The sequence below is a fragment of the Streptomyces fradiae ATCC 10745 = DSM 40063 genome, from assembly GCF_008704425.1.
Taxonomy (GTDB): Bacteria; Actinomycetota; Actinomycetes; order Streptomycetales; family Streptomycetaceae; genus Streptomyces; species Streptomyces fradiae.
On the sequence record NZ_CP023696.1, the window covers coordinates 6,518,577 to 6,539,354 of the forward strand.

General features: G+C 77.2%; 19 protein-coding genes. 18 read left to right on the forward strand and 1 reads right to left on the reverse strand.

What is annotated here, in order from left to right; all coding sequences use genetic code 11:
* Positions 1-57: 57 nt before the first annotated feature.
* A complete protein-coding gene (locus CP974_RS28415) occupies positions 58-255 on the reverse strand; it encodes a hypothetical protein (RefSeq protein WP_031130334.1) in 198 nt (65 codons plus the stop codon).
* 277 nt (positions 256-532) lie between these two features.
* Here CP974_RS28415 and CP974_RS28425 point away from each other — a divergent pair, with 277 nt between their 5' ends.
* From CP974_RS28425 to CP974_RS28505, 18 genes are read left to right on the forward strand one after another with little or no spacing between them, the layout of a single operon-like run.
* Positions 533-1,129, forward strand: a complete 597-nt coding sequence (locus CP974_RS28425; protein ID WP_031130335.1) for a Pvc16 family protein — start codon at positions 533-535, stop codon at positions 1,127-1,129.
* The gene (locus CP974_RS28430; RefSeq protein WP_031130336.1) at positions 1,126-1,857 is read left to right on the forward strand and encodes a carboxypeptidase-like regulatory domain-containing protein; all 732 of its coding nucleotides are present in this window, start codon (positions 1,126-1,128) and stop codon (positions 1,855-1,857) included. Before CP974_RS28425 ends, CP974_RS28430 begins: the two co-directional genes overlap by 4 nt.
* Positions 1,858-1,869: 12 nt before the next feature.
* The gene (locus CP974_RS28435) at positions 1,870-4,134 is read left to right on the forward strand and encodes a phage tail sheath C-terminal domain-containing protein (protein WP_031130337.1); all 2,265 of its coding nucleotides are present in this window, start codon (positions 1,870-1,872) and stop codon (positions 4,132-4,134) included.
* Positions 4,135-4,169: 35 nt separating this feature from the next.
* Positions 4,170-4,625 (forward strand): phage tail protein, encoded by a 456-nt coding sequence (locus CP974_RS28440; RefSeq protein WP_031130338.1) that lies wholly within the window; start codon positions 4,170-4,172, stop codon positions 4,623-4,625.
* A gap of 1 nt (position 4,626) precedes the next feature.
* Complete coding sequence (locus tag CP974_RS28445) at positions 4,627-6,147, forward strand: phage tail sheath family protein (protein ID WP_031130339.1); 1,521 nt, start codon at positions 4,627-4,629, stop codon at positions 6,145-6,147.
* Positions 6,144-6,662, forward strand: a complete 519-nt coding sequence (locus CP974_RS28450; protein WP_031130340.1) for a phage tail protein — start codon at positions 6,144-6,146, stop codon at positions 6,660-6,662. The genes CP974_RS28445 and CP974_RS28450 overlap by 4 nt, the downstream gene beginning before the upstream one ends.
* A gap of 5 nt (positions 6,663-6,667) precedes the next feature.
* Entirely contained in the window at positions 6,668-6,847 is a 180-nt protein-coding gene (locus CP974_RS28455) for a putative phage tail protein (protein ID WP_223844518.1), read from the forward strand.
* A gap of 3 nt (positions 6,848-6,850) precedes the next feature.
* Positions 6,851-7,522 carry a CIS tube protein gene (locus CP974_RS28460; RefSeq protein ID WP_031130342.1) on the forward strand — a complete coding sequence of 224 codons (672 nt, stop codon included), beginning with the start codon at positions 6,851-6,853 and terminating at the stop codon, positions 7,520-7,522.
* Between the two features lie 10 nt (positions 7,523-7,532).
* Entirely contained in the window at positions 7,533-8,714 is a 1,182-nt protein-coding gene (locus tag CP974_RS28465) for a phage late control D family protein (protein ID WP_031130343.1), read from the forward strand.
* Positions 8,711-9,412 (forward strand): phage baseplate assembly protein V, encoded by a 702-nt coding sequence (locus tag CP974_RS28470; RefSeq protein WP_031130344.1) that lies wholly within the window; start codon positions 8,711-8,713, stop codon positions 9,410-9,412. The genes CP974_RS28465 and CP974_RS28470 overlap by 4 nt, the downstream gene beginning before the upstream one ends.
* A complete protein-coding gene (locus CP974_RS28475; RefSeq protein ID WP_031130345.1) occupies positions 9,409-9,831 on the forward strand; it encodes a GPW/gp25 family protein in 423 nt (140 codons plus the stop codon). The genes CP974_RS28470 and CP974_RS28475 overlap by 4 nt, the downstream gene beginning before the upstream one ends.
* The gene (locus CP974_RS28480; protein ID WP_150485873.1) at positions 9,828-12,026 is read left to right on the forward strand and encodes a baseplate J/gp47 family protein; all 2,199 of its coding nucleotides are present in this window, start codon (positions 9,828-9,830) and stop codon (positions 12,024-12,026) included. Before CP974_RS28475 ends, CP974_RS28480 begins: the two co-directional genes overlap by 4 nt.
* Entirely contained in the window at positions 12,023-14,071 is a 2,049-nt protein-coding gene (locus CP974_RS28485; RefSeq protein ID WP_031134088.1) for a putative baseplate assembly protein, read from the forward strand. Before CP974_RS28480 ends, CP974_RS28485 begins: the two co-directional genes overlap by 4 nt.
* On the forward strand, positions 14,068-16,080 hold the full coding sequence (locus CP974_RS28490) for a phage tail protein (protein ID WP_031134090.1): 2,013 nt from the start codon (positions 14,068-14,070) through the stop codon (positions 16,078-16,080). Before CP974_RS28485 ends, CP974_RS28490 begins: the two co-directional genes overlap by 4 nt.
* Before the next feature lie 12 nt (positions 16,081-16,092).
* Positions 16,093-17,349 carry a hypothetical protein gene (locus CP974_RS28495; RefSeq protein ID WP_031134092.1) on the forward strand — a complete coding sequence of 419 codons (1,257 nt, stop codon included), beginning with the start codon at positions 16,093-16,095 and terminating at the stop codon, positions 17,347-17,349.
* A gap of 2 nt (positions 17,350-17,351) precedes the next feature.
* A complete protein-coding gene (locus tag CP974_RS28500) occupies positions 17,352-19,070 on the forward strand; it encodes a hypothetical protein (RefSeq protein WP_174887779.1) in 1,719 nt (572 codons plus the stop codon).
* Positions 19,067-19,579: a hypothetical protein gene (locus tag CP974_RS29870; RefSeq protein ID WP_174887780.1), complete on the forward strand. Its 513-nt coding sequence runs from the start codon at positions 19,067-19,069 to the stop codon at positions 19,577-19,579. The genes CP974_RS28500 and CP974_RS29870 overlap by 4 nt, the downstream gene beginning before the upstream one ends.
* Positions 19,576-20,778 carry a hypothetical protein gene (locus CP974_RS28505; RefSeq protein WP_051839730.1) on the forward strand — a complete coding sequence of 401 codons (1,203 nt, stop codon included), beginning with the start codon at positions 19,576-19,578 and terminating at the stop codon, positions 20,776-20,778. Before CP974_RS29870 ends, CP974_RS28505 begins: the two co-directional genes overlap by 4 nt.

A 20,778-nucleotide genomic window follows, 5' to 3' on the forward strand; every position in this document is an offset into this window, starting at 1 on the left:
GTTCGATCATTACCGGGGAAAGCGTCAAAAAGGAATCAGCGGAACGTCGCCGAAACGTCACGGCTTCCGTTCCAGTACCTCGCCGAGCCAGCCGCGCACCGCGGAAAGGACGGCGTCCGCCCCGCTCGCCGCCGCCGGGGGCATCCGCTCCCCGTCGACGCTCCGGACGATCCGGGCGCGCACACCGTCCGCCCCGCCGTCTTCCAGCCACACCCTGAGCACGAGGACGCCGTACCGCGTCGAAGGGGTCTCCATGACCGACCGAGTGTCACCCACAGGTGTCACACCGGCGTCATCCCCCCGTGCCGGCCCCGTCGACATCCCCCCGGCGGCCCCATGACCGCCCCGCTCCGGGCCCCGCCCGGCGCCCGCCCCGCCCCGCCCCGCGCGACCCGCTCCGCACCGCCGACGCGCCGGCGACGACGGCGGTGACGCCACAGCGACGAGCGGATCGCGGACCGCTCACACACCCCCCGCCATGCTCGGTCCGTACGCGGCGGCCGTCGGAACCCGCCGCGGGAGGGGGCTTCGCATGGGTGACTTCGGTGTGATCGCCGACGTCTCGTCCGTCATCGTGGACACGCTGACGCGCTCCCTGCGCGGCCTGAGCCAGGTGGAACCGCCCGTCGCGGAGCTCAACGACCTCTCCGAGACCGTGCAGACGCCGCCGCCCAAGCTCACGGTGTTCCTCTACGAGATCGCCGAGGACCCCGCCTCGCGCAACCGGCCCCCGGTGCGCTCCCTGCCGCCCGCGCCGCCGACCATACGCAGGCCCCCGATGGCCCTGCTCCTGCGCTACCTCATCACCCCCTGGGGCGGCGACCAGGAGACCCAGCACCGGATGCTCGGACGGGCCCTGCAGACCTTCCACGACGACGCCGTCCTCGACGGCGCCCGGCTCTCCGGCAGCCTGGCGGGCGGCACCGACGCGCTGCACCTCACCCTCACCCCGCTGACCCTCGACCAGAAGTCCTGGGTCTGGTACGCGATCCAGAAGCCGTACCGGCTCTCCCTCAACTACGAGGTCCGCGTGGTCGACCTGGACTCCGCCGCGGAGCGGCCCGTGCGGCCCGTACGCACCCGCACCATCGAGGGCGCGGGCGCCGTCGAAAGGACGACGACGCCGTGAGCGCCTTCCTGCCGCTGGCCGGGTCCACGCTCCACAGCCCCGTCTGGCTGGTGCCGTACGACGAGCACGCGCGGCGGGTGCGGGCCGCCGGGGTGGAGGTCCGCCTCGACCGGTACGACGAGGCGGACGGCCGCTGGGTGCCGCTGGACGGCACCGCGGTGCGCACACCGGGCGGTGCCTTCGCCTTCCCCCGCCTCGGACGGAGCCGCGACCCGTGGGCGGCGCGGCCGGAGCCGCACCGGGCCCGGTTCGCCGCCGCCGGCTACCGGCCGCTGTACCCGGCCGACGGGGAGCCGTACGACGCACGGCGCGGCGGCGTCGAGTTCCTCGTCCACCCGTACGGCGACACCCGGCCGCCGACCGTCCCCGCCGAGGCGCGGCTGGTCCGGCTGCTGCCGGCCGTCTCGTACCCCTACCCGCCCGGCACGCGCACCGTCCACGGCGTCGTCGTCGACGCGGCCGGGCGCGCCCCCGTCGCGGACGCGCTGGTCGAGGCCGCCGGCCACACCGGCGCGGACCGGGTCCCCTGGCACGAGCGCACGCTCAGCGACGCGCGGGGCGCCTTCCGGCTCGCCCTGCGCTGGGAGGGCGACAGGGCCGGGGACGACACCGCCGAGGAGACCTTCCGCCTCCGTGCCACCGACCGGCCGGGCCGGGCCGGCGAACTGGTCGTGCGCCTGCCCCGCGACGCGGCACGCCGCCACGTCGTCGAGATCCGCGAGAGTTGAGGAGATGCGTCCATGGCCGAGTACCTGAGTCCCGGCGTCTACGTCGAGGAGATCGACGCGGGGCCGCGGCCGATCGCGGGAGTCAGCACCAGCACCGCCGGCATGGTCGGGGTCACCGCGCGCGGCCCCTCCACCGGGAAGCCGCGGCTCGTCACCAACTTCCTGGAGTTCCAGAACACCTTCGGCGGCTTCCTGCCCGAACCGGCGGCGCACGTGCGCGACGCCTGGGCCGGCGACCACGCCGAGGGCGGCCGCTGGTGGCTGTTCCCACTGGCCGTCAAGGGCTTCTTCGACAACGGGGGACGCCGCCTGTACGTCAAACGCGTGGTGAGCGGCGGGGCGAAGGCCGCGTCCGGCACCCTCGCGCAGGGCCTCGTCAGCCCCGTCGCCGCCGACGCCGCACCGGGCGCCGACCGGCTGCGCCTCGGCCACCTGCTCGGCTTCGCCGGCACCGGGCAGCAGGTCCAGGTGTTCCGCGGCGACGACGGGCGCGCCGTCCACACCGCCACCGTCACCGCGTACGAGACGGCCACGGGCCGCGTCACCCTCGACCAGCCGCTGCCCGCCGAGGTCAGGGCCTCCCGCGGCGACTACGTCCAGGTGGGGGAGCGCGGGACCGGGCGGACGCTGCGGTTCACCGCCGTGAGCCCCGGCACATGGGGCGACGGCGTCCAGGTGCGCGTCCAGCCCGTGGCCGCGGCCGCGCTGCCCGTCCTGCCCGAGCCGGCCGAGGGCGGACTGTTCGTCACCCGCCTCGCCGAGGACGCGCCCGAGGACAGCGCGACGGTCACGGTCACCGCCGCCGCCGGACTCGACCCGGCCACGCTCCCCGGCGAGGTGTGGGCGCAGATCGGGGCCGGCCGCCACCAGGTCCAGGTCGGCCCCGCCGCCGACGGACTGGTCACCCTCACCCTCCCGGCGGGCACCGCGCACCCCGCGTGGCAGGCCGGGCTGACGGTGCGCCGGGTGCGGCGCGGCAACACGTCGCCCGGCCGCACCCTGCGCGTCGGCGGCGCGAGCCGGCTGTACCCCGGCGCGGTCGTCCAGCTCGACGACGGCACCGCCCTGACCCGCCGCACCGTCGAGACGGTCACGGGCGACACCGTCGCCTTCGACGGCGAGACGCCCGGCACCTTCTTCGAGAGCGACCGCGTCCACCTGGTCGAGGCCGAGGTCAGCACCCGCTTCACCGGCCCCGGCGGCGCCCCCGTCACCGAGCACTTCACCGGCCTGCGGCTCGGCGGCGACGGCCCGTCGAGCCTGGTGACCGCCCTCGCCGCCCGCTCACAGCTCGTGCGGGCCGAGTCGCTGCCCGACCTGTCCGCCGACCCCGCCCGCTTCCCGGTCCCCGCGAGCGGCTCCTGGCTGACGCTGGCCGACGGCGACGACGCGTACGAGTCGCTGACCACCGCCGACTTCGCGGGCGCCGACGGCGGCAGCGGCCGGCGGACCGGGATCGTCGCCCTGGAGGACATCGACGAGGTCGCCGTGTGCGCCGTGCCCGGCCTGTGGTCCGGCACGGTCGAGTCCGCCCTGGTCACCCACTGCGAGCAGCTCGGGGACCGGTTCGCCGTCCTCGACCCGCGCGACGGCCTCGACATCGAGGGCGTCCTCGCGTTCCGCGAGCCGTTCGACACCCGGTACGCCGCCCTGTACCACCCGTGGCTCGTCGTCCGCGACCCCGCCACCCTCCGCGACGTCGAAGTGCCGCCCTCGGGCCACCTGGCCGGCGTCTACGCGCGCGTGGACGTGGAGCGCGGCGTGCACAAGGCGCCCGCCAACGTGGTCGTCCGCGGCATCCGGCAGACCGACGGCTTCGCCCAGGACATCACCCGCCGCCACCAGGACCTGCTCAACCCCAGGGGCGTCAACGCCCTCCGGTTCTTCCCCGGCCTCGGCCACCGCGTGTGGGGCGCCCGCACGCTCTCCTCCGACAGCTCCTGGAAGTACGTCAACGTACGGCGCCTCTTCCTCTACCTGGAGGAGTCCATCGACGAGGGCACCCAGTGGGTCGTCTTCGAACCCAACGACGAGTCGCTCTGGGCGCTCGTCCGGCAGACCGTCGGCAACTTCCTCACCACCGTCTGGCGCTCCGGGGCCCTCGCCGGCACCACCGCCGATGAGGCGTTCTTCGTCGCCTGCGACCGCACCACGATGACCGAGGACGACCTGGCGAACGGCCGCCTGGTCTGCGTCGTCGGCGTCGCGCCGGTCCACCCCGCCGAGTTCGTGATCTTCCGGATCCAGCAGAAGACCCGCGAGACCCAGATCTCCTGAAGAGCACCCCAGCGAGGAACGAGGAGGGGGCCGCCATGCCGCCCATCACCAGGGACGACCCGTACGCGTCCTACAACTTCCAGGTCATCGTCACCAACGTCAGCGACGACGGCGTCGCCGTGAGCGGCTCCTTCACCGAGGTCAGCGGACTGGAGCTGGAGATCCCGCCCATCGAGTACCGCAACGGCAGCGAGGACACCACCGTCCGCAAGGTCCCCGGACTCAAGAAGTACACCAACCTCACCCTCAAGCGCGGCGTCACCGGCCACGTCGGCTTCTGGAACTGGGTCGTCGAGGCCCTCAACGGCAGGGTGCGGCGCACCTCCGGCTCCATCGTGCTCCTCGACGAGAACCGGCAGGAGGCCATGCGCTGGAACTTCGACCGCGGCTGGCCCACCAAGTACACCGGCCCCACCCTGAGCGCCGCCAAGAACGAGATCGCGATGGAGACCCTCGTCCTCGCGGTCGAGAAGCTGGAGATCGACGTCTGACATGACCGCCGAAGCCCTCCCCGGTGTGTCCCTGGCGTTCGCCGCGCGCGACGCCGGGGTCCAGCCGCTGCGCACCGACGTGGCGGTGTTCCTCGGCCGGCTCCGCCGCGGCCCGGTCGGCGCGCCGGTGCGGGTGGAGAGCCGGGACGACGCCGTCGCCGCCTTCGGGCCGCTCCCCGACGGGCCGCCCGCCCCGCCCGGCGCGTGCGCCACCCCCCACGCCCTGCGCGGCTTCTTCGAGAACGGCGGCCGCACCGCCTGGGTGGTGCGCGTCAGCGGACCGGCCGCCACCGCCCGCGCCCGGTGGGAGCCCGGACCGCTCGGCGGGCTGTCCGCCACCCGCTGGGAGGTGACCGCCACCAGCCCCGGCGCCTGGGCCGAGGGCGCCCGCGTCGCCCTGCGCTACCAGGCGAGCACCGTCGCCGGACCGCCCACGATCGGCGTGCGGATCACCGTGCCCGGCGAACCGCCCGAGATCTTCCCGGGCCTGCCGCTGCCCGGCCTCCCCGACCGGCTCGCCGCCTCCCGGTACGTCAGACTCGTCCCCGACGGCCCCCCGCCGCCGCCCCCGCCCGGCCCGCCCGGCCCGATCTCGCGCACCTGGGACCTCACCCTCACGGGCGGAGCCGACGGCCCGCCCACCCGCGCCGCGTACGAGGACGCCGTCACCGTCCAGGCCGACCTGCCCGAACCGGCGCTCGTCGCCCTCCCCGACCTCGGCACCGACCTGCACGGCGCCGACCACACCGGCCTGGTCCTCCGGCTGCTGCGCACCATCGCCCCGCTCCACGACCGGCTCGCCCTCCTCGACGTACCGCCCGCCCTCCGCTCCGCCGACGAGGCGGTCGCCTGGGCCCGGGAGGTCACCGCCGCCGGCGACGGCGAGCTCCTCGCCTGCGCGGCCGTCCACCACCCGGCGCTGCGCGTCCCCGGCCCAGGAGGGCCGCGCACCGTCCCCGCCTCCGGGCACGTCGCCGGCCTCGTCGCCCGCCTCGACGCCGAGCGCGGAGCCCACCACACCCCCGCCAACGCCGTCCTCCTCGACGCGGTCGACCTCGCGGCCGACCTGCCCCGGCCGCAGCAGGAGCGGCTCTACGAGGCGGGCATCGGCCTGATCCGCTGCACCCGCGGCCGGGGCCTCACCGTGTGGGGCGGACACACCCTCTCCCCGGACCCGCGCCACCGCCACATCGCCCACCGCCGCCTGGTGCACCTCCTGGTGCGCGCCGTCCGCCGGGCCGCCCAGCCGCTCGTCTTCGACGTCGACTCGCCCGAACTGCGGCTCGCCCTGGTGCGGGCCGTCACCTCGGTGCTGCTCGCCGCGTTCCGCGCCGGGGCCCTCGCCGGGGAGCGCCCCGAGCAGGCGTTCCGCGTCGTGTGCGACGACACCGTCAACCCGCCCGAGCGGGAACAGGGGCGGCTCGTCTGCGAGATCGACGTCGCCCCCGCCGCCCCCATGGAGTTCATCCGGCTGCGACTCGTCCTCGGTCAGGACCGGGGGCTGGAGGTGATCGAGGCATGAACGAGGACCCGCTGCCCAAGTACCGCTTCCTCGTCACGCTCGACCCCGGCGACGCCTACCTCCCGCCCGCCCAGGCCCTGCTGCTGCCGCTGGTCGCCGCCGGCGCCTTCCAGGAGGTCGCCGGGCTCGGCGCCCAACTGGAGGTGACCGCCTACCCGGAGGGCGGCCGCAACGACTCCGTGCACCAGCTGCCCGTACGCCACTCCTGGAACCGGATCACCCTCAAACGCGGCGTCGTGCGCGACGCGGGCCTGTGGGCCTGGTACCAGGCCGGGCTCGCCGACTCGCTCGGCGCCCGCCGCGACGGCGCGGTCATCCTCCTCGGCCCCGACGGGACACCCGGCGCCGCCTGGGCGTTCCACGGCGGGATCGCCGCCAAGTGGAGCGGCCCCGACCTGCACGCCGAGCAGAACGCGATCGCCGTCGAGTCGCTGGAGATCGCCCACGAGGGACTCACCCGGGCCCTCGACGACACCGCGGCGAGCATGTCGCCGCGACCGAACCGAGGGAGGTGACCGACGTGCCGAAGGTGACCATCCACCACCTCGAGGTGCGCTTCCAGGTGGACGGCGACGACGGTGCCGTCTTCACCCGCCTGTTCAACCAGCACATCCGGGCCTGGGCGAAGCTCTACGAGGACGCCTCCGCCCGCGCCCGCCGCACCGAGACCGAACGCCGCCTCGGCGACGGGGAGGGCTGACCCGTGCACGTGACCCCCGTCTCCCTCGCCCGCCAGGGCGCCGCCCGCGCCCGCCTGGAGATCGTCCGGCCGGTCATCGCCGACGAGCGGCGGCGGCGCATCCCCCTGCGGTTCAACCCCACCGACTACAAGCTCAGCAAGGCCAACACCTTCGCCGAGATCACCATCCCCGGACTGGAGACCCCGCCCCTGCAGTACGTGCGCGGCGGCACCGAGACGCTCACCGTCCAGGCGCTCGTCGACACCTCCGACACCCTGGAGAACGTACGGACCGCCTACGTCGGCGCCCTGCGGAACCTGCTGCGCCCCGACAGCCGCGAACACGCCCCGCCCGTCGTCCGGTTCGTCTGGGACGAGGAGGTCTTCACCGGGGTCGTGGAGAAGCTCGACGTCAACTACCAGCTGTTCCGGCCCGACGGCGTGCCGCTGCGGGCCCTGCTCGACCTCACCCTCAAGGAGTTCCGGTCCGCCGCCGCGCAGGTCGCCGCCACCCCCCGCTCCTCGCCCACCGTGGAGAAGAGCTACGTGGTGCGCCGCGGCGACACCCTCAGCTCCATCTCCCACACCCTCTACCGGCGGCCCGACGCCTGGCGGGAGCTGGCGCGGGCCAACGGCATCACCGACCCGCGGGAGCTGCGGCCGGGCCGGGTCCTCACCGTGCCCCGGCTGCCGTGAGGAGCGCGCCATGAGGAACCCGGCCCCCGAGAACGCCTCCCCCGACCGGTACGCGCCCGAGTTCGAGGTGCGCGTCGAGGGACTGGAGATGGACCCCTCCACCAAGAACGACGTCATCGACATCAAGGTCAACCGCGACATCGACGAGATGTCCGGCTTCGACCTGACCCTGAACAACTGGGACGACGCGCACCTGCGGTTCAAGCACAGCGACTCGCCGAGCCTGCGCCTCGGCGGACGCGTCGCGGTCCGGCTCGGCTACGCCGACCGGCTGCTCACCGTCGCCACCGGCACCATCTCCACCCTCAGCCCCCGCTTCACCGAGAGCGCGTCCCCCACCGTCCAGGTCAGCGGCGTCGACGGGATGCTGCGGCTCAAGGACCGCAAACCCGCCGGGAACGAGGTCAAGATCTACCGCGACCTGCCCGACTGGCGGATCGCCGAGCAGATCGCCGCCCGCAACCACCTGCGCGTCGAGGTCACCCGCGAGGGACCCGTCCACGAAAGGGTCGTGCAGAAGAACCAGGACGACGCCACGTTCCTGCTGGAGCGGGCCAAGCGCCTCGACTTCGACTGCCACATCCTGCCCGACCCCGCGACCGGCGAGGACACCCTGTACTTCGTGCGGCCCACCGACGGCCGCGACGGCCGCCCCGTCCGCGTCTACCGGCTCGCCTACGCGCCCGGACTGGCGACCGGCCCCACCGGCCGGCCCGAGGGACTGATCCCCAACCTGATGGAGTTCACCCCCGAGCTGACGGTGTCCCAGCAGGTCGGCAAGGTCACCGTGCGCGGCTGGGACCCCCGCGCCAAGGCGCCCATCGCGTACACCGCCACCGCCGAGAACCTCCCGGCCGGCCAGAACGCGGCCGGCGGGCCGAGCGGCCCCCAGGTCGCCGAGGCCACGCTCCAGGGCCGCCAGGACGTCGTCGTCGACGCCCCGGTCGGCAGCGACGAGGAGGCCCGCGAGCTCGCCGTCAGCCTCCTGCGGGAACGCGCCTACGAGTTCATCACCGCCACCGGCAAGGTGGCCGGCCTGCCCGAGCTGCGCCCCGGCGACAACCTGGAGGTCCACGGCGTGGGGCGCCGCTTCTCCGGCATGTACTTCGTCAAGCGCGTCGAGCACACCCTCAACACCGGCGGCTTCTTCACCCAGTTCACCGCACGGCGCATCCACCAGGGGGACCAGTGACCGCCAGGACCACACCGCGCGCCCGCACCGCCGACAAGCGGTACTACGGCGTCGTCGAGGCGCTCGTCGCGGAGAACGACGGCGACGACGAGGGCCGCGTCAGACTCCGCTTCCCGTGGTTCGACGACGTCACCGTCACCGACTGGGTCCGCGTCGCCCAGCCCTACGCGGGCAACGGCTACGGCGCCCTCTTCGTCCCCGAGAAGGGCGACGAGGTCCTCGTCGCGTTCGTCCACGGCGACATGCGCTTCCCCGTCGTCCTCGGCGGCCTCTACAACGGCCGGGACAAACCCCCCGCCGCCCGCACGGAGGGCCGCGACCGGAAGACCGTCCGCACCCGGCACGGACACGAGGTGCTCCTCGACGACACCCCGTCGAGCCCCGCCGTGCGGATCACCTCCGCCGCCGGGCACACCGTCGAACTGGACGACACCGGCGCACAGGTCCGCGTCACCGCCGCCGAGGGCGGCAGCGTCACCGTCACCGCGCACGGCGACATCACCCTCAAGGCGCCCCGCGTCACGGTCGACTCGGCCGCCATCGACCTCGGCGGGGGAGCCACCGAACCGCTCGTCCTCGGCAACGCCCTGCTCCAGGCGTTCAACGCGCACACCCACCCCACTCCCGCGGGACCCAGCGGCCCGCCCGCCCCGCCCCTCACCCCGGCCGTCCTGGCCAGGAAGGCGAGGACCGCGTGAGCGAGGAGTTCCTGGGGACCGGCTGGCGGTTCCCCATCCTGCCCGACACGTCCGGGCGCCTCGGCTACGCCGCCGGCGAGGAGAGCGTCGAGCACTGCCTGCGGGCCCTGCTGCTCACCGGCACCGGCGAGCGCGTCATGCGCCCCGACCTCGGCACCCGCGCCCACGAACTGGTCTTCGCCCCCGGCAGCACGCAGAACCTCCGCGACCTGGAGGACTCGATCGCCGCCGCCGTACGGGACCACGAACCGCGGGTCGAACTGGACGAGGTCCGCGCGGAGGCCGACCCGGCCGACGCCACCCGCATCACCGTCTCCGTCGTCTACCGCGTCCGCCGCAGCAACACCAGGGCCAACCTGGTCTTCCCGTTCTACGCCTCGCTCACCGGTCCCGGCGCCGCACCGGGGAGGACGCCGTGACCCTGCCCGCGCCCAAGCTGGACGACCTCACCTGGGCCGAGATGACCGCGGCCGTCCGCCGCCGCATCCCCGCCGAGTCCGGCGGCGTCTGGACCCTGCACGCCCCCGTCGACCCGGGCATCACCCTCCTCGAACTCCTCGCCCACCTCCTCGAACAGCGGCTCTACTGGCTCGACCAGGTGCCGGACGCGCTGGTCGTCGCCGTCCTGCGGCTGCTCGGCGTCGAACCGCCGCGCCCCGCCCGGCCCGCCGCCACCGTGCTGTGCCTCACCGCCCGGCAGGACGGCGCCGCCGTTCCCGGCACGCCCGCCTTTCCCGGCGCGCCCGCCGTTCCCGTCGTCCCCGCCGGGACGGCCCTCACCCGCGACCCCGACGGGCGGATCGCCTTCACCCTCGACGACGACGTCGCCGTCTTCCCGCTCGCCGAGGACGCCGGCTCCACCGTGTGGACCGACCGCGACCGCACCGCCGACCTGGCGTCCCGCCGGGGCGTCCCGCTCCTCGCCGCCGACGGCGCCCCGGCGTCCGCCCGCCTCACCCTGCCCCTCACCGGCGACCACCCCGCGCCCGGCCCGCTGACCCTCCTGTTCGAACTGGACGGCCCCGCGCCGGCCGCCGCCTGGCTGCCCGGCGCCGTCGACGGCGTACCGCCGCCCGCCGAGCTGACCTGGAGCTGGTTCCGGCCCGGCACCGACCTGCGCGGCGCCTTCGACCGGGTCGAGGACGGTACGGCCGGGCTGCGGCGGTCCGGGATCGTACGGCTCCACCCGCCCGCGGGGTGGACCACCCGCGACCGCGGCGTCCTCCTCACCACGCCCGCCGCGACCCACACCGCCCCGCCGCGCCTGCGCCACCTCGCCGTCAACGTCTGCGCCGCCCGCCACCTGCGATGGCACACCGCGGACGCCGCCGCCCTGCGCGAGCAGACCGGCGCCTGGCTCCGGCTGCCCGGCCAGGAACTGGTCCTGCCGGACGCCGCCGGACACCTCGTCGAGGCATCCGTCCGCCTCGCCGGACACGACTGGCGGGCCGTCCCCGACCTCGCCTTCAGCGGCCCCGCCGACCGGGTCTTCGTCCTCGACCGGGACCGGGGCGCCGTGGTGTTCGGCGACGGGCTGACCGGCCGCGTCCCCCACCCCGGCGAGGACGTCCAGGTCCTCTACGCCGTCGGCGGCGGCCACGCCGGCAACGGCGGCACCACCGGCAACTGGACCCCGCTGCCGGACCCCGCCACCGCCCTCCGGCCCCCGGCCGAGCACCCCCAGGCCGACGCGACCGCGCACCCGTCCGACGCGACCGCGCACCCGTCCGGCGCCCGCCCCCCGGCCGGTACGGCGACCGGTGGGACCGCCGGGCCGGCCCCCCGCCCCGCCACCGACCCGGCCGCCACCCCCGCCGGACCCGCCCGCCCGGCCGCCGGGGCCTGCGCGACCGCCGGGCACGCCGCGGCCCCCGCCATCGCGGTCACCGCCGCCAACCCGGTGCGCGCCGAGGGCGGCGCCGACCCCGAGACCGTCGCGGAGGCGCGCCGCCGCGCCGCCTCCTCCCTCGGCGAGGTCACCCGCGCGGTCACCGCCGAGGACCACGTCACCCTCGCCCTCACCACCCCGGGCGTCACGGTCGCCCGCGCCCACGCGTCGGTGGGCGAGCACCCCGGCTTCCCCTGCGCCCGCGTCCCCGGCGCGGTCACCGTGCACGTCGTACCGGCCGCCCCGCGCGACGCCATCGACCGCGAGGACTTCGTCGCCGCGCCGCACCCCGACCCCGGCACCCTGTGCGCGGTCGCCGCCCGCCTGGAGCGGGCCCGCCTCCTCACCGCCGAGGTCTTCGTCCGCGCCCCCCGCTACCGCGACGTGACCCTGCGCGCCGACCTGTCCGGCGCCCCCGCCGACCCCGCCCGCGTCAGGGCCCTGCTCACCGGAGCGCTGCGCCTGCGGCTCGACCCGCTGGTGGGCGGCGACGACGGCGAGGGCTGGCCGTTCGGCGGGCCGCTGCGCCCGTCCGGCCTGCTGCGGGCCGCCCGCGACGCGCTGGGCGGCCTCGCGGACGTGTCCGCCGTGGCCGTGGGGCTCGACGGCGCGGAGCCGGACGAGTCCTGCCGGGACGTAACCCTCGGCCCCGGCGAGCTTCCCGTCCTGCGGGCGGTCCGCGTCCGGACCGTGCCCGCCGCCGAACCGGGGGAGGGGCTGGCGTGACCGGCACCGTGTGGTGGGAGCGGGCCGCACCCGAACCGCGCGGCGGGGACGGCGACCCGGCCGTGCCCGGCCCCGCGGCGGGCGGCGCGCCCGAGCTGACCGACGCGACACGGGAGGCGGTGCGGGCCGCGCTGCGGGCCCGTATCGCGGGCTACACCCCGGAGTGGACCGACCCCGACCGGCGGGACGCCGGCGTGGCCCTCGTCCGCCTCTTCGGCCTCCAGGCCGAACCCGTCCTCGCCCGCGCCAACCGGCTGCCGGAGAAGATCCTCGCCGAGCACCTGGCGACGGCCGGGGTGCGGCGCCGCCCGGCCGGGGCCGCGGCCGCCCTGCTGGAGTTCACCGTGACCCCGCCCGACGGCCGCTCCGTCCTCGTGCCCGCCGGGTTCCAGAGCGCCGCGTCCGGCCCGTCGGGGCAGACCGTGTACGAGACGGACCACGATCTGTACGCCACCCCCGCGACGCTCGCCGCCCTCGCCGTGGAGGAGGGCGGCACCCTGCACGTCCTGGCGCCCGGACCGGCCGGGCCGAGCCGCCCCTTCCCGCCCTTCGGCGGGGACCCGCGGCCCGGCGACGCCCTGTGGATCGGGCTCGCCGGGACGGCCGCCCCCCATCCGCGCCTCACCCTGGGCCTCGTCCTCGACGCCGGCCCGCCCGCCCCGGCCGAGTCCGGCGGGCCGCCCCGGCCCTCCCCGGCGGCGCCGCTGCTGCGCTGGGACGTACTGGACGGCGCCCGGCTCGTCCCCGCCGAGCCGACCCGCGACACCACCGCGGGGCTCCGGTCGAGCGGAACGGTCGAGCTGGCCGTCCCCCGCACCTGGGCACCCGGCACGCCGCCCGGCGTCCGGACCCGGCAGGCCCTGCGCTGGCTGCGCGTGCGCATCGCGCACGGCGCCTTCGGCACACCCGCCCCGGTGCTCACCGGACTGCGTCTGAACACGGTGCCGGCCACCGCCGCCCGCACGGTCCGCGACGAACCCCTCCAGCCCCTCCAGGACACCGGGGCGGGCGGCGGCCGGCGCATGAGGCTCAGTCAGGCGCCCGTCGTCGCCGGGTCGGTCGAGATCGAGGTCGACGACGATCCGGGCGCCGACGTGTTCGGCACGACGGCAGGGGCCGCCACCCGCTGGCGGGAGGTGGAGAGCCTCGCCGGGCACGGCGCCGACGACCGGGTCTTCACCGTCGACCACGAGACCGGGGAGGTGGCCTTCGGCGACGGCGTCCACGGCGCCGCCGTACCGCCCGGCTTCCGCAACGTCCGGGCCGTCCGCTACCGCGTGGGAGGCGGCGGCGCGGGCACCGCCCTGCGCGCGGGCGCCGTCAACGCGCCCGTCACCGCCCTGCCGTACGTCTCCGCCGTCACCAACCCCTTCCCCGCGCCCGGCGGCACCGGAGCCGAACCCGACGCCGACGCGGCCCGCCGGGGCATCGGCGAGCTGCGCGCCCGCGGCCGGGCCGTCGCCCCCGCCGACTACGGGGTCCTCGCCCTGCGCGCTCCCGGCGCCTCCGTGGCCCGCGCACGGGGCGTGCCCGGACTGCACCCCGACCACCCCGGAGCGCGCATCCCCGGCGTCGTCGGCGTCCTCGTCGTCCCGCCGGGCGACGACACCGGGGAGCCGCCCCTCCCCACCGCCGCGACCCTGCGGGCCGTCGCCGACCACCTCGCCCGCGAGGCCGCACCCGCCGGGGTGACCGTCGTCGCCGCCCCCGCCACCTACCGCCGGGTCGCCGTCGAGGCCCGCCTCACCCTCGACCCCGGCCTGGACCGCGCCGCCGTCCTCGCCGGGGCGCGCGACGCGGTCCGCACCCACCTCGACCCGCTGCGCGGCGGCGACGGCGGCGAGGGCTGGCCCTTCGGCGGCGCCCTGCGCCACACCTCCCTGGTCCGGCGCCTCCTCGCGGCCGGCGGCGTGCTCGCCGTGTCCCGGCTCACCCTCACCGTCGACGGCGTACGCCTGCCGCCCTGCACGGACCACGCGATCGGGCCGGACGACCTGGTGTGGCCCGAACCCCCGCTGCTCGTCCCGGACGGAGACCGCCCATGACCTGCGGCCCCCAGCCCGCCACCTTCCGCCTCCTCGACGCGTACGTCGGCTGGGACGAGACGCCCGCCGGGACCGAGCCCGGCACGGGCGGCGTCACCGGCTTCGACGACCCGGAGGGCATCCGGCTCGCCCACGCGGGCGATCCCGAGGGCCCCGCCCGGTCGCGGCTGCTGCCCTGGTTCCCCGACCCGCGCCTCGCGCCCGGCTGCGGGACCCGCCCCTGGTACCTCCTGGTCCCCGAGGAGCGGCTGCTGCTGCGCTCCGGCCCGTGCGGCGGCGCCTTCGCCCCCGTGTGGCCGCCCCCGTGCGACCCCGACCGACTGCGCGCGCCCGTCTCGGTCGCGGCGCGCGGACACCTGCTGGCCGTCGTCGACTCCGACCGGGTGCTCGTGTGGGACGGCGGAGGCGCGCGGCTCACCGGAGTGGTCCGGGCACGGGGCGCCCGGCTGGCCGCGCTCGGAAGCGGCGGCGAGGTGCTGGTCGCCTGCCGCGGCGGCACCGACCTGCGCCGGTACGACCCGGCCGGCGGCTTCCGCGGGCTGCTGCGCACGGGGGTGCGCGGTGAGATCCTCGGGCTGCGCACCGGCCCCGGGCGCACGGTGTGGCTCCTCACGGGCGACGGCGCCCGCCTGCGGGTCCACCGGGGCGGGTACGGCGTGCCCTTCCGTGAAGCCGGCCCGGAGGAACTGGCCGGGGCCCTGCGGCCGTCCGCGCTCACCGCCGCCGACGAGGACGGGTTCTGCCGGCTTGAGGACACCCCGGACGGGCCCGCGACCCGCTGCCACACCTGGCGGGGCCTGCCCCGCGCCACCCCGCCCCGGCCGGCCGGCACCCACCTGACGGACGGCTCCTACGTCACGGCCCTCGTCGACAGCGGGATCTCCCGCTGCCGCTGGCACCGGGTCCGCGTGGACGCCGACGTGCCCCCCGGCACCTCCGTGTCGGTCTCCCTGGTGGTGACCGAGGACGGCCGCTACGAGGACGGCGACTGGCGGGCGGCGGCCCCCGGCGCCGCCGACTTCCTCGTCGACCAGCCGCCCGGCCGCTACCTGCGGCTGCGGCTGCGCCTCACCGGAGACGGCGCCGCGACCCCCGTGGTGCGCCGCGTCCGGCTCGACTTCCCCCGCTCCACGAGCGCCGACCTGCTGCCGCCCGCGTTCCGGCAGGACCCGGCCGCCGACGACTTCACCGAGCGGTTCCTGTCCCTCTTCGACGCCGCGCTCGCCGAGCTGGACCGGGTGGTCGAGAGGTACCCGGCCCTCCTCGACGCGGACGGCGTCCCCGACCGCGTACTGCCGTGGCTCGCCGGGCTGATGGGCCTGTCCTTCGAGTCGGGCTGGGACGCCCGGACGCGGCGCGCGCTGCTGGCCGCCGCGCCCGGGCTGTACCGCCGCCGGGGCACGCCCTGGGCGCTGCGGGAGGCGGTGCGCATCGTCTTCGGGGCGGTGCCGGTCGTGGAGGAACGGACGCGGGAGCGCCGCTGGGCGTGGCTGCGGGCGGGGGCGGGGGCGGGGCCCGCGGGGGCGGTGCTCCCGGCCGGGACGGTGGTGGCCGAGGCCGGACCGGGTGCCGCCGGGCTGGGCACCGTGCGGCTGTTCGGCCGGTCGGCGAGCCGGTTCCGGGTCGGGGGCTCCGCCCTCGGCGCGGCGCCGCTGCGGGCGTTCGGCGACCCGGACGCCGACCCGCTGACCGCGCACGCGCACCGGTTCCGGGTGCTCCTGCCCGCGGGGGCGGCGGACCCGGCGGCGCTGCGGCGGCTGGTCGAGCGCCAGGCACCCGCGCACACGGCGGGGTCGGTGCGCACCGGCGGAGCCGGGTTCGTCGTCGGCTCCCGCTCCGTCGTCGGCGTGGACACCGCGTTCGTACCGCTGCCGCCTCCCGTGCTCGGCGGGGCGGACACGCCGCGGCTCGGACACGACGCGGTGCTCAGACCGGGACCCGCGGGAGCGCGCCGGGGGGTGGGCGTCCCCTTCGCCTGCGCCGTCGGCGTACACACACGAGTGCCATGAGAGGACGGGGCGATGACCGAGACAGGGACACCGGTGCCGGCGGGGGCGGACGAGCCGCCGCCGCGCAGGCTGCGCTACTTCCACGGCCAGATGCTGGGGGCCCGCGACTTCCAGCGCGAACAGGACTACCACCGCGGGAAGGCCAGACTGCGCCTGCGGCGCCTCCTCGGCTACGGGGTGGTGTGCGGACTGCTCGTGGAACCGGTGCGCGAGCACGGCTGCCCGCCGGGCGGCGACGCCCGCGGGCCGGACGACGACCGGGCCGCCCCGGACGAGGCGGCGGCCGGCCGGCGCGGACCCCGGGTGCGCGTCACCCCCGGCCTCGCCGTGGACCCGGACGGCAACGAGATCACCGTCCGCGACGCCCACGTGGTCGACCTGCGGCGGGCGCTGCCGCCCGAAGAGCGGGACGCCGACACGGTCTGGGTCGGCGTCCGCTACGCCGAGCGGCCCGTCGAGCCCACCCGCGCCGTCTACGGCGATGCCTGCGGCGACACCGACGACTGCGCGTACGGCTGGACGGAGGAGTGCCACCGGATCGTCGTCACCGGCAGCGAGCCCCCCGCCGACGAGCGGTGCGACACCTGCAGCGCACCCGGCGGGCCCGGCGTGCTGTGGCTCGCGCGCGTCGAGGTGCCGCACGGACACGAGCCGCCGCGCGCCGACCGGATCCACATGGACGTCCGCCGCCCCTTCGGCCGCCACGTCCCCACGGTGATCACCGGTGTCAACTGGATCCACGGCCACACGTACACCGTCGACGAGGCCAGGGCGCTGCTCGGCACGCAGGACCAGGACGCCGGCCTGGTCGTGCGGTTCTCCGGCGACGTGCGCACCGACTCGCTGCGCCCCGGCGTGGTCGACCTCCAGGTGGTGGAGGGCGGCAGCGGCCGCAACGCCTCCACCTGGTTCATGGGCGGCGCCTTCACCGAACCGGGCGACGGCTGCGGCGAGTTCACCCGCTGGTTCCGCTACCGGCAGACCACCCGCGAGACCCTGCAGGACGGCGACCGCGTGCTCATCACCGTCCGGGCCGCGTTCCTCCTCGACCGCTGCCGCCGCCCGGTCGACGGCACCCACGTCGGCGGCCGCGTCCCCCTCGTCGCCGACCCCCGAGACCCCCGCGACCCCGCAGGGGCCGGGGCGGCGGACGCGGGCGCGCCGGGCGGGGGAGCGGACCTCCCGCCGTCCGGCGTCGGTCCCTGGACGTCCGGCACCGGCGCGGGCGGGGACGTCTTCGAGAGCTGGTTCTTCGTCAAGGAGCGCTGATCATGCGAACAGACTGCGGCTGCGGCTGCGGTGGCGAGGCCACCCGGACCGCCGCCTTCGTACGGCCCCGCTTCTTCGCGGGCCAACTGCTGACCGAGGACGACCTGGGCCTGCTGGTCGAGTACACCACCGCCAAGACCAGGCTCCGCAACCGCTCCCTGCACGGGCCGGGCGTCGTCTGCGGCCTCGCCGTCACCTGCGCCCCCTGCGGCGGCGGGGTCGTCGTACAGCCGGGCCACGCCCTCGACCCCGCGGGCAACGACATCGTGGTGCCCTGCGCCGAGCAGGTCGACGTCCGGGCCCTCGTCCAGGAGCAGCGGATCGGCGCCCTCGGCTGCGACCCGGCCGACACCTGCGCCGACGACGGCGGGCGCGGCTACGCGCTGTACGTGCGCTACCGGGAGCTGCCGGCCGGGCCGGTGGCGCCCTACGCCACGGAGGAGCCCTGCCCGACGCCGGGCTGCGTGCCGTCGCGGGTCCAGGAGGGGTACCGCTTCGTCGTCCGGCCCGGCGACGGCGGCGAGGACCACCGCCACAACCCGGGCACCCGGCTGCTCGCCCGCGTCGGCGACCTCGCCCGCGCCGACCGGGCCCGCACCCGCGACCGGCGGCTCGCCCACTACCTCGACGCCCTGTTCACCGCTGCGGCCGGCACCGCCCGCACGTTCCGCTTCGACGCCGCCGACGCCCGGCGCTACGCCGCCTCCCTGACGTGGCTGCGGGCCCACGCGACGGGGGAGGGGCCGCCGCCCCCGCCCACCGCCCGCGAGACGGCCGAGCACGTCCGCGCGCTCGCCGCCTCCCTCGCCCGGTACGACACCCACGACCCGGCCGGACGCGACCGGCTCGTCCGCGACCACCCCGACCTCGCCACCGTCCGCGAGGCCCGCACGGTCCTGGCCGCCGCCTGCGAACGCCTCCGCGCCGCCGACGCGGAGGCGGCGTGGCCCGACCCGCTGCGCCGAACCCTGGCCCGCGCGGTCGCCACCGAGGCGGCGGCCCGCGCCGTACCCGAGGGCGGCGCCCCCGACGCGCCGCTGGAGACCCGCATGCTCGCCCAGGGGACCCCGCTCGGCCACGCCCTGCGCGCCGAGTTCCGGGCGGACCTGGCGCTGATCCGGGAGTGGCTGCTGGGCCGCCTGGACACGACGGGCGAGACCGGGGACTGCCGGCTGCGCGCGGAGGTCGCGGCCGTCGAGGCACCGCCGCCGCTCCCGGCGCCGCCCCCGGACAGCACGGAGACGGCGACCGTCGCCGAGGTGCGGCAGACCGCCGAGGCCGCGGCGGCGCTGACCGTCGCGCTGCGCCGCTTCCTGACCGACGCGGCCTGCGCCACCCTCAATCCGCCCTGCGGCGACACCACCGACTCCGATGTGCTCCTCGCGCGCCTGGAGTTCGACGGATGCGACGTCGTACGGGTCTGCTCCGCCACCCGAGAGCAGGTGCTGCCCGGCGGCTCCGCCTACGGCGAGTGGCTGCCCAAGCTGTACCGGCTGCGCGAACTGGCCGAGCGGCTGTGCTGCCGCCCCGAGCCCCCGTACCGGCCCCCGGCGCTCCCGCCCGGCGGCGAGGTGGCCCGGCCGTACGTGCCCGGGCTGCTCGGCGACTGGCCGCGCACCGGCGACCTGGAGGAGACGCTGTCCCTGCTGCTCACCCCGCGCCGGGGGAGACCCCGCCGAAGGCGCTGCACGAGCAGGTCCACACGACGCCCGGCGCGGTGACCGACGGCCTCCACGAACTGGCCCTGCTGCGCACCCAGGTCGCCGAGCTGCGCACGGCCCTGGAAGGCGTACGGGCCCAGCTCGGCAGCGCGCAGACCCAGGTCGGCAGGCTCCGCGCCCAGGTGCCGGAGGGCCTGGAGGCCCGCCTCGCCGACCTGGAGGCCGGACCGGGCACCGGACCCGGGAGCGGCACCGGCGACGCGGGCCGGGGCGCCGCCGGGGGAACCGGCCCGGACGGGCGCCGGGTGCCCGGCCCGGACCGGGACCACGAACCGGACCGGGATCCCGGCCGGTCCGCGCCGCCGGGACCGCCTCCCGCGCACGGCCACCCGCCCGGCGGCTCCACGGGGGACGACGGTCCCGCCGCCCCGTCCGGCGGCCCCGCCCCGGACAACGGCCCGGACAGCGGACCCGACCCGGAAGGGGACCGGCCGCAGGAGGAGCACACCCGGCCCCCGGCCCGCCGCACCCGCTCCTCCCGCACCCGCAAGACGGGAGAGACCTCATGACGGGCACCACGGGGACGACGGGCGCGGCCGGCACGCCGGGCGCGCCCGCGGCGGCCGGCCCGCTGCGCCCCGCCTTCCACGAGGGACAGGTGCTGTCCGCCGCCGACCTCACCGCCGCCGTCGGCCACGCGCGCGGCCTGGCCGCCCGGCACGCCCGCCACCAGCACGACTGGGGCGTCGCCGAGGGACTGGGCCTCACCGCCGAGCCCCGCACCGACCCGCTCACCGGTGCCCGCGCCGTCGAGGTGACCGTGGCGCCGGGCGTCGCCGTCGACGGCACCGGCCGCGAGATCGTGCTCACCGCGCCCGCCGTGCTCCGCGAGAGCGACTTCGACGAGGTCAACGGCGCCGACCCGCCGACCGACGAGCCCTACCCCGTCTTCCTCACCGCGGCCGACCGCACGCCCCCGGCGGCGCCCGCGCCCCTGTCCTGCGCGCCCGGCGCCACCGCCACCCGCGTCGAGGAGACATACCGCCTCCTCTTCGGGCGGCTCGGCGACGAACGGCTCGCCGCCGAGCAGCGCCCGCCCGCCGTCGGGGCACCGCCCGCCGACCCGCCGGCCCGCTGGCTCGTCCTGCTCGGCTACGTGCGGTGGACGGACGGCCACTTCACCGCGGTGAGCACCGAGGCGCGCGGCGTGGGCGTCCGCTTCACCGGCGTCCGCGCCGACACCGTGGCGGCCCGGTCGGGCGCCCTCGCCCTGCGGACGCGCCCGGAACCGGAGGAGGGCGAGCCCGCGCTGGTGCTCTCCGGCGGCGAGCAGCCCAGCCTGGTGTTCGGCCTCTACCGGGGCAGCGGCGCGGTCGCCCCGCTGATGACGGTCGCCGCCAACGGCAACCTCACCGTCGAGGGCAGCCTCAGCGGCCGCCTGCAGGCCGGCAGCACCCTCGTGGCGTCCGGGACCGCCACCGACGGGATGCTGCTGCCGCTGCCGGAAGGGGTCGCGCCCGAGCAGGTCGCCGACGGCCGCGTCGCCCTGCACGTCCTGCTGACCCCGCGCACCCCGGCCCTCCCCACGGACTCCACCCTGGCCTCCCCCGTGGAGGCGGGCGTGGACGGCGACCGCCGCGTGCGGTGCCGGACGCGCCTCCACGACCCCCTGGCCGCCCCGGCCGAGGTGGCCGAACGGCCCTGCGCCGTCGACTACATCGTCGTGGCGGCCGTGGCGGCCGTCGCGTCGACGAACGGCGGTGGCTGA

Excerpts from the sequence above, each read along its gene's own strand:
- CP974_RS28415 (WP_031130334.1), bottom strand. The coding sequence starts at position 255 with ATGGAGACCCCTTCGACGCGGTACGGCGTCCTCGTGCTCAGGGTGTGG.
- CP974_RS28425 (WP_031130335.1), top strand. The coding sequence starts at position 533 with ATGGGTGACTTCGGTGTGATCGCCGACGTCTCGTCCGTCATCGTGGAC.
- CP974_RS28435 (WP_031130337.1), top strand. The coding sequence starts at position 1,870 with ATGGCCGAGTACCTGAGTCCCGGCGTCTACGTCGAGGAGATCGACGCG.
- CP974_RS28440 (WP_031130338.1), top strand. The coding sequence starts at position 4,170 with ATGCCGCCCATCACCAGGGACGACCCGTACGCGTCCTACAACTTCCAG.
- CP974_RS28445 (WP_031130339.1), top strand. The coding sequence starts at position 4,627 with ATGACCGCCGAAGCCCTCCCCGGTGTGTCCCTGGCGTTCGCCGCGCGC.
- CP974_RS28450 (WP_031130340.1), top strand. The coding sequence starts at position 6,144 with ATGAACGAGGACCCGCTGCCCAAGTACCGCTTCCTCGTCACGCTCGAC.
- CP974_RS28465 (WP_031130343.1), top strand. The coding sequence starts at position 7,533 with ATGAGGAACCCGGCCCCCGAGAACGCCTCCCCCGACCGGTACGCGCCC.
- CP974_RS28490 (WP_031134090.1), top strand. The coding sequence starts at position 14,068 with ATGACCTGCGGCCCCCAGCCCGCCACCTTCCGCCTCCTCGACGCGTAC.
- CP974_RS28495 (WP_031134092.1), top strand. The coding sequence starts at position 16,093 with ATGACCGAGACAGGGACACCGGTGCCGGCGGGGGCGGACGAGCCGCCG.
- CP974_RS28500 (WP_174887779.1), top strand. The coding sequence starts at position 17,352 with ATGCGAACAGACTGCGGCTGCGGCTGCGGTGGCGAGGCCACCCGGACC.
- CP974_RS28505 (WP_051839730.1), top strand. The coding sequence starts at position 19,576 with ATGACGGGCACCACGGGGACGACGGGCGCGGCCGGCACGCCGGGCGCG.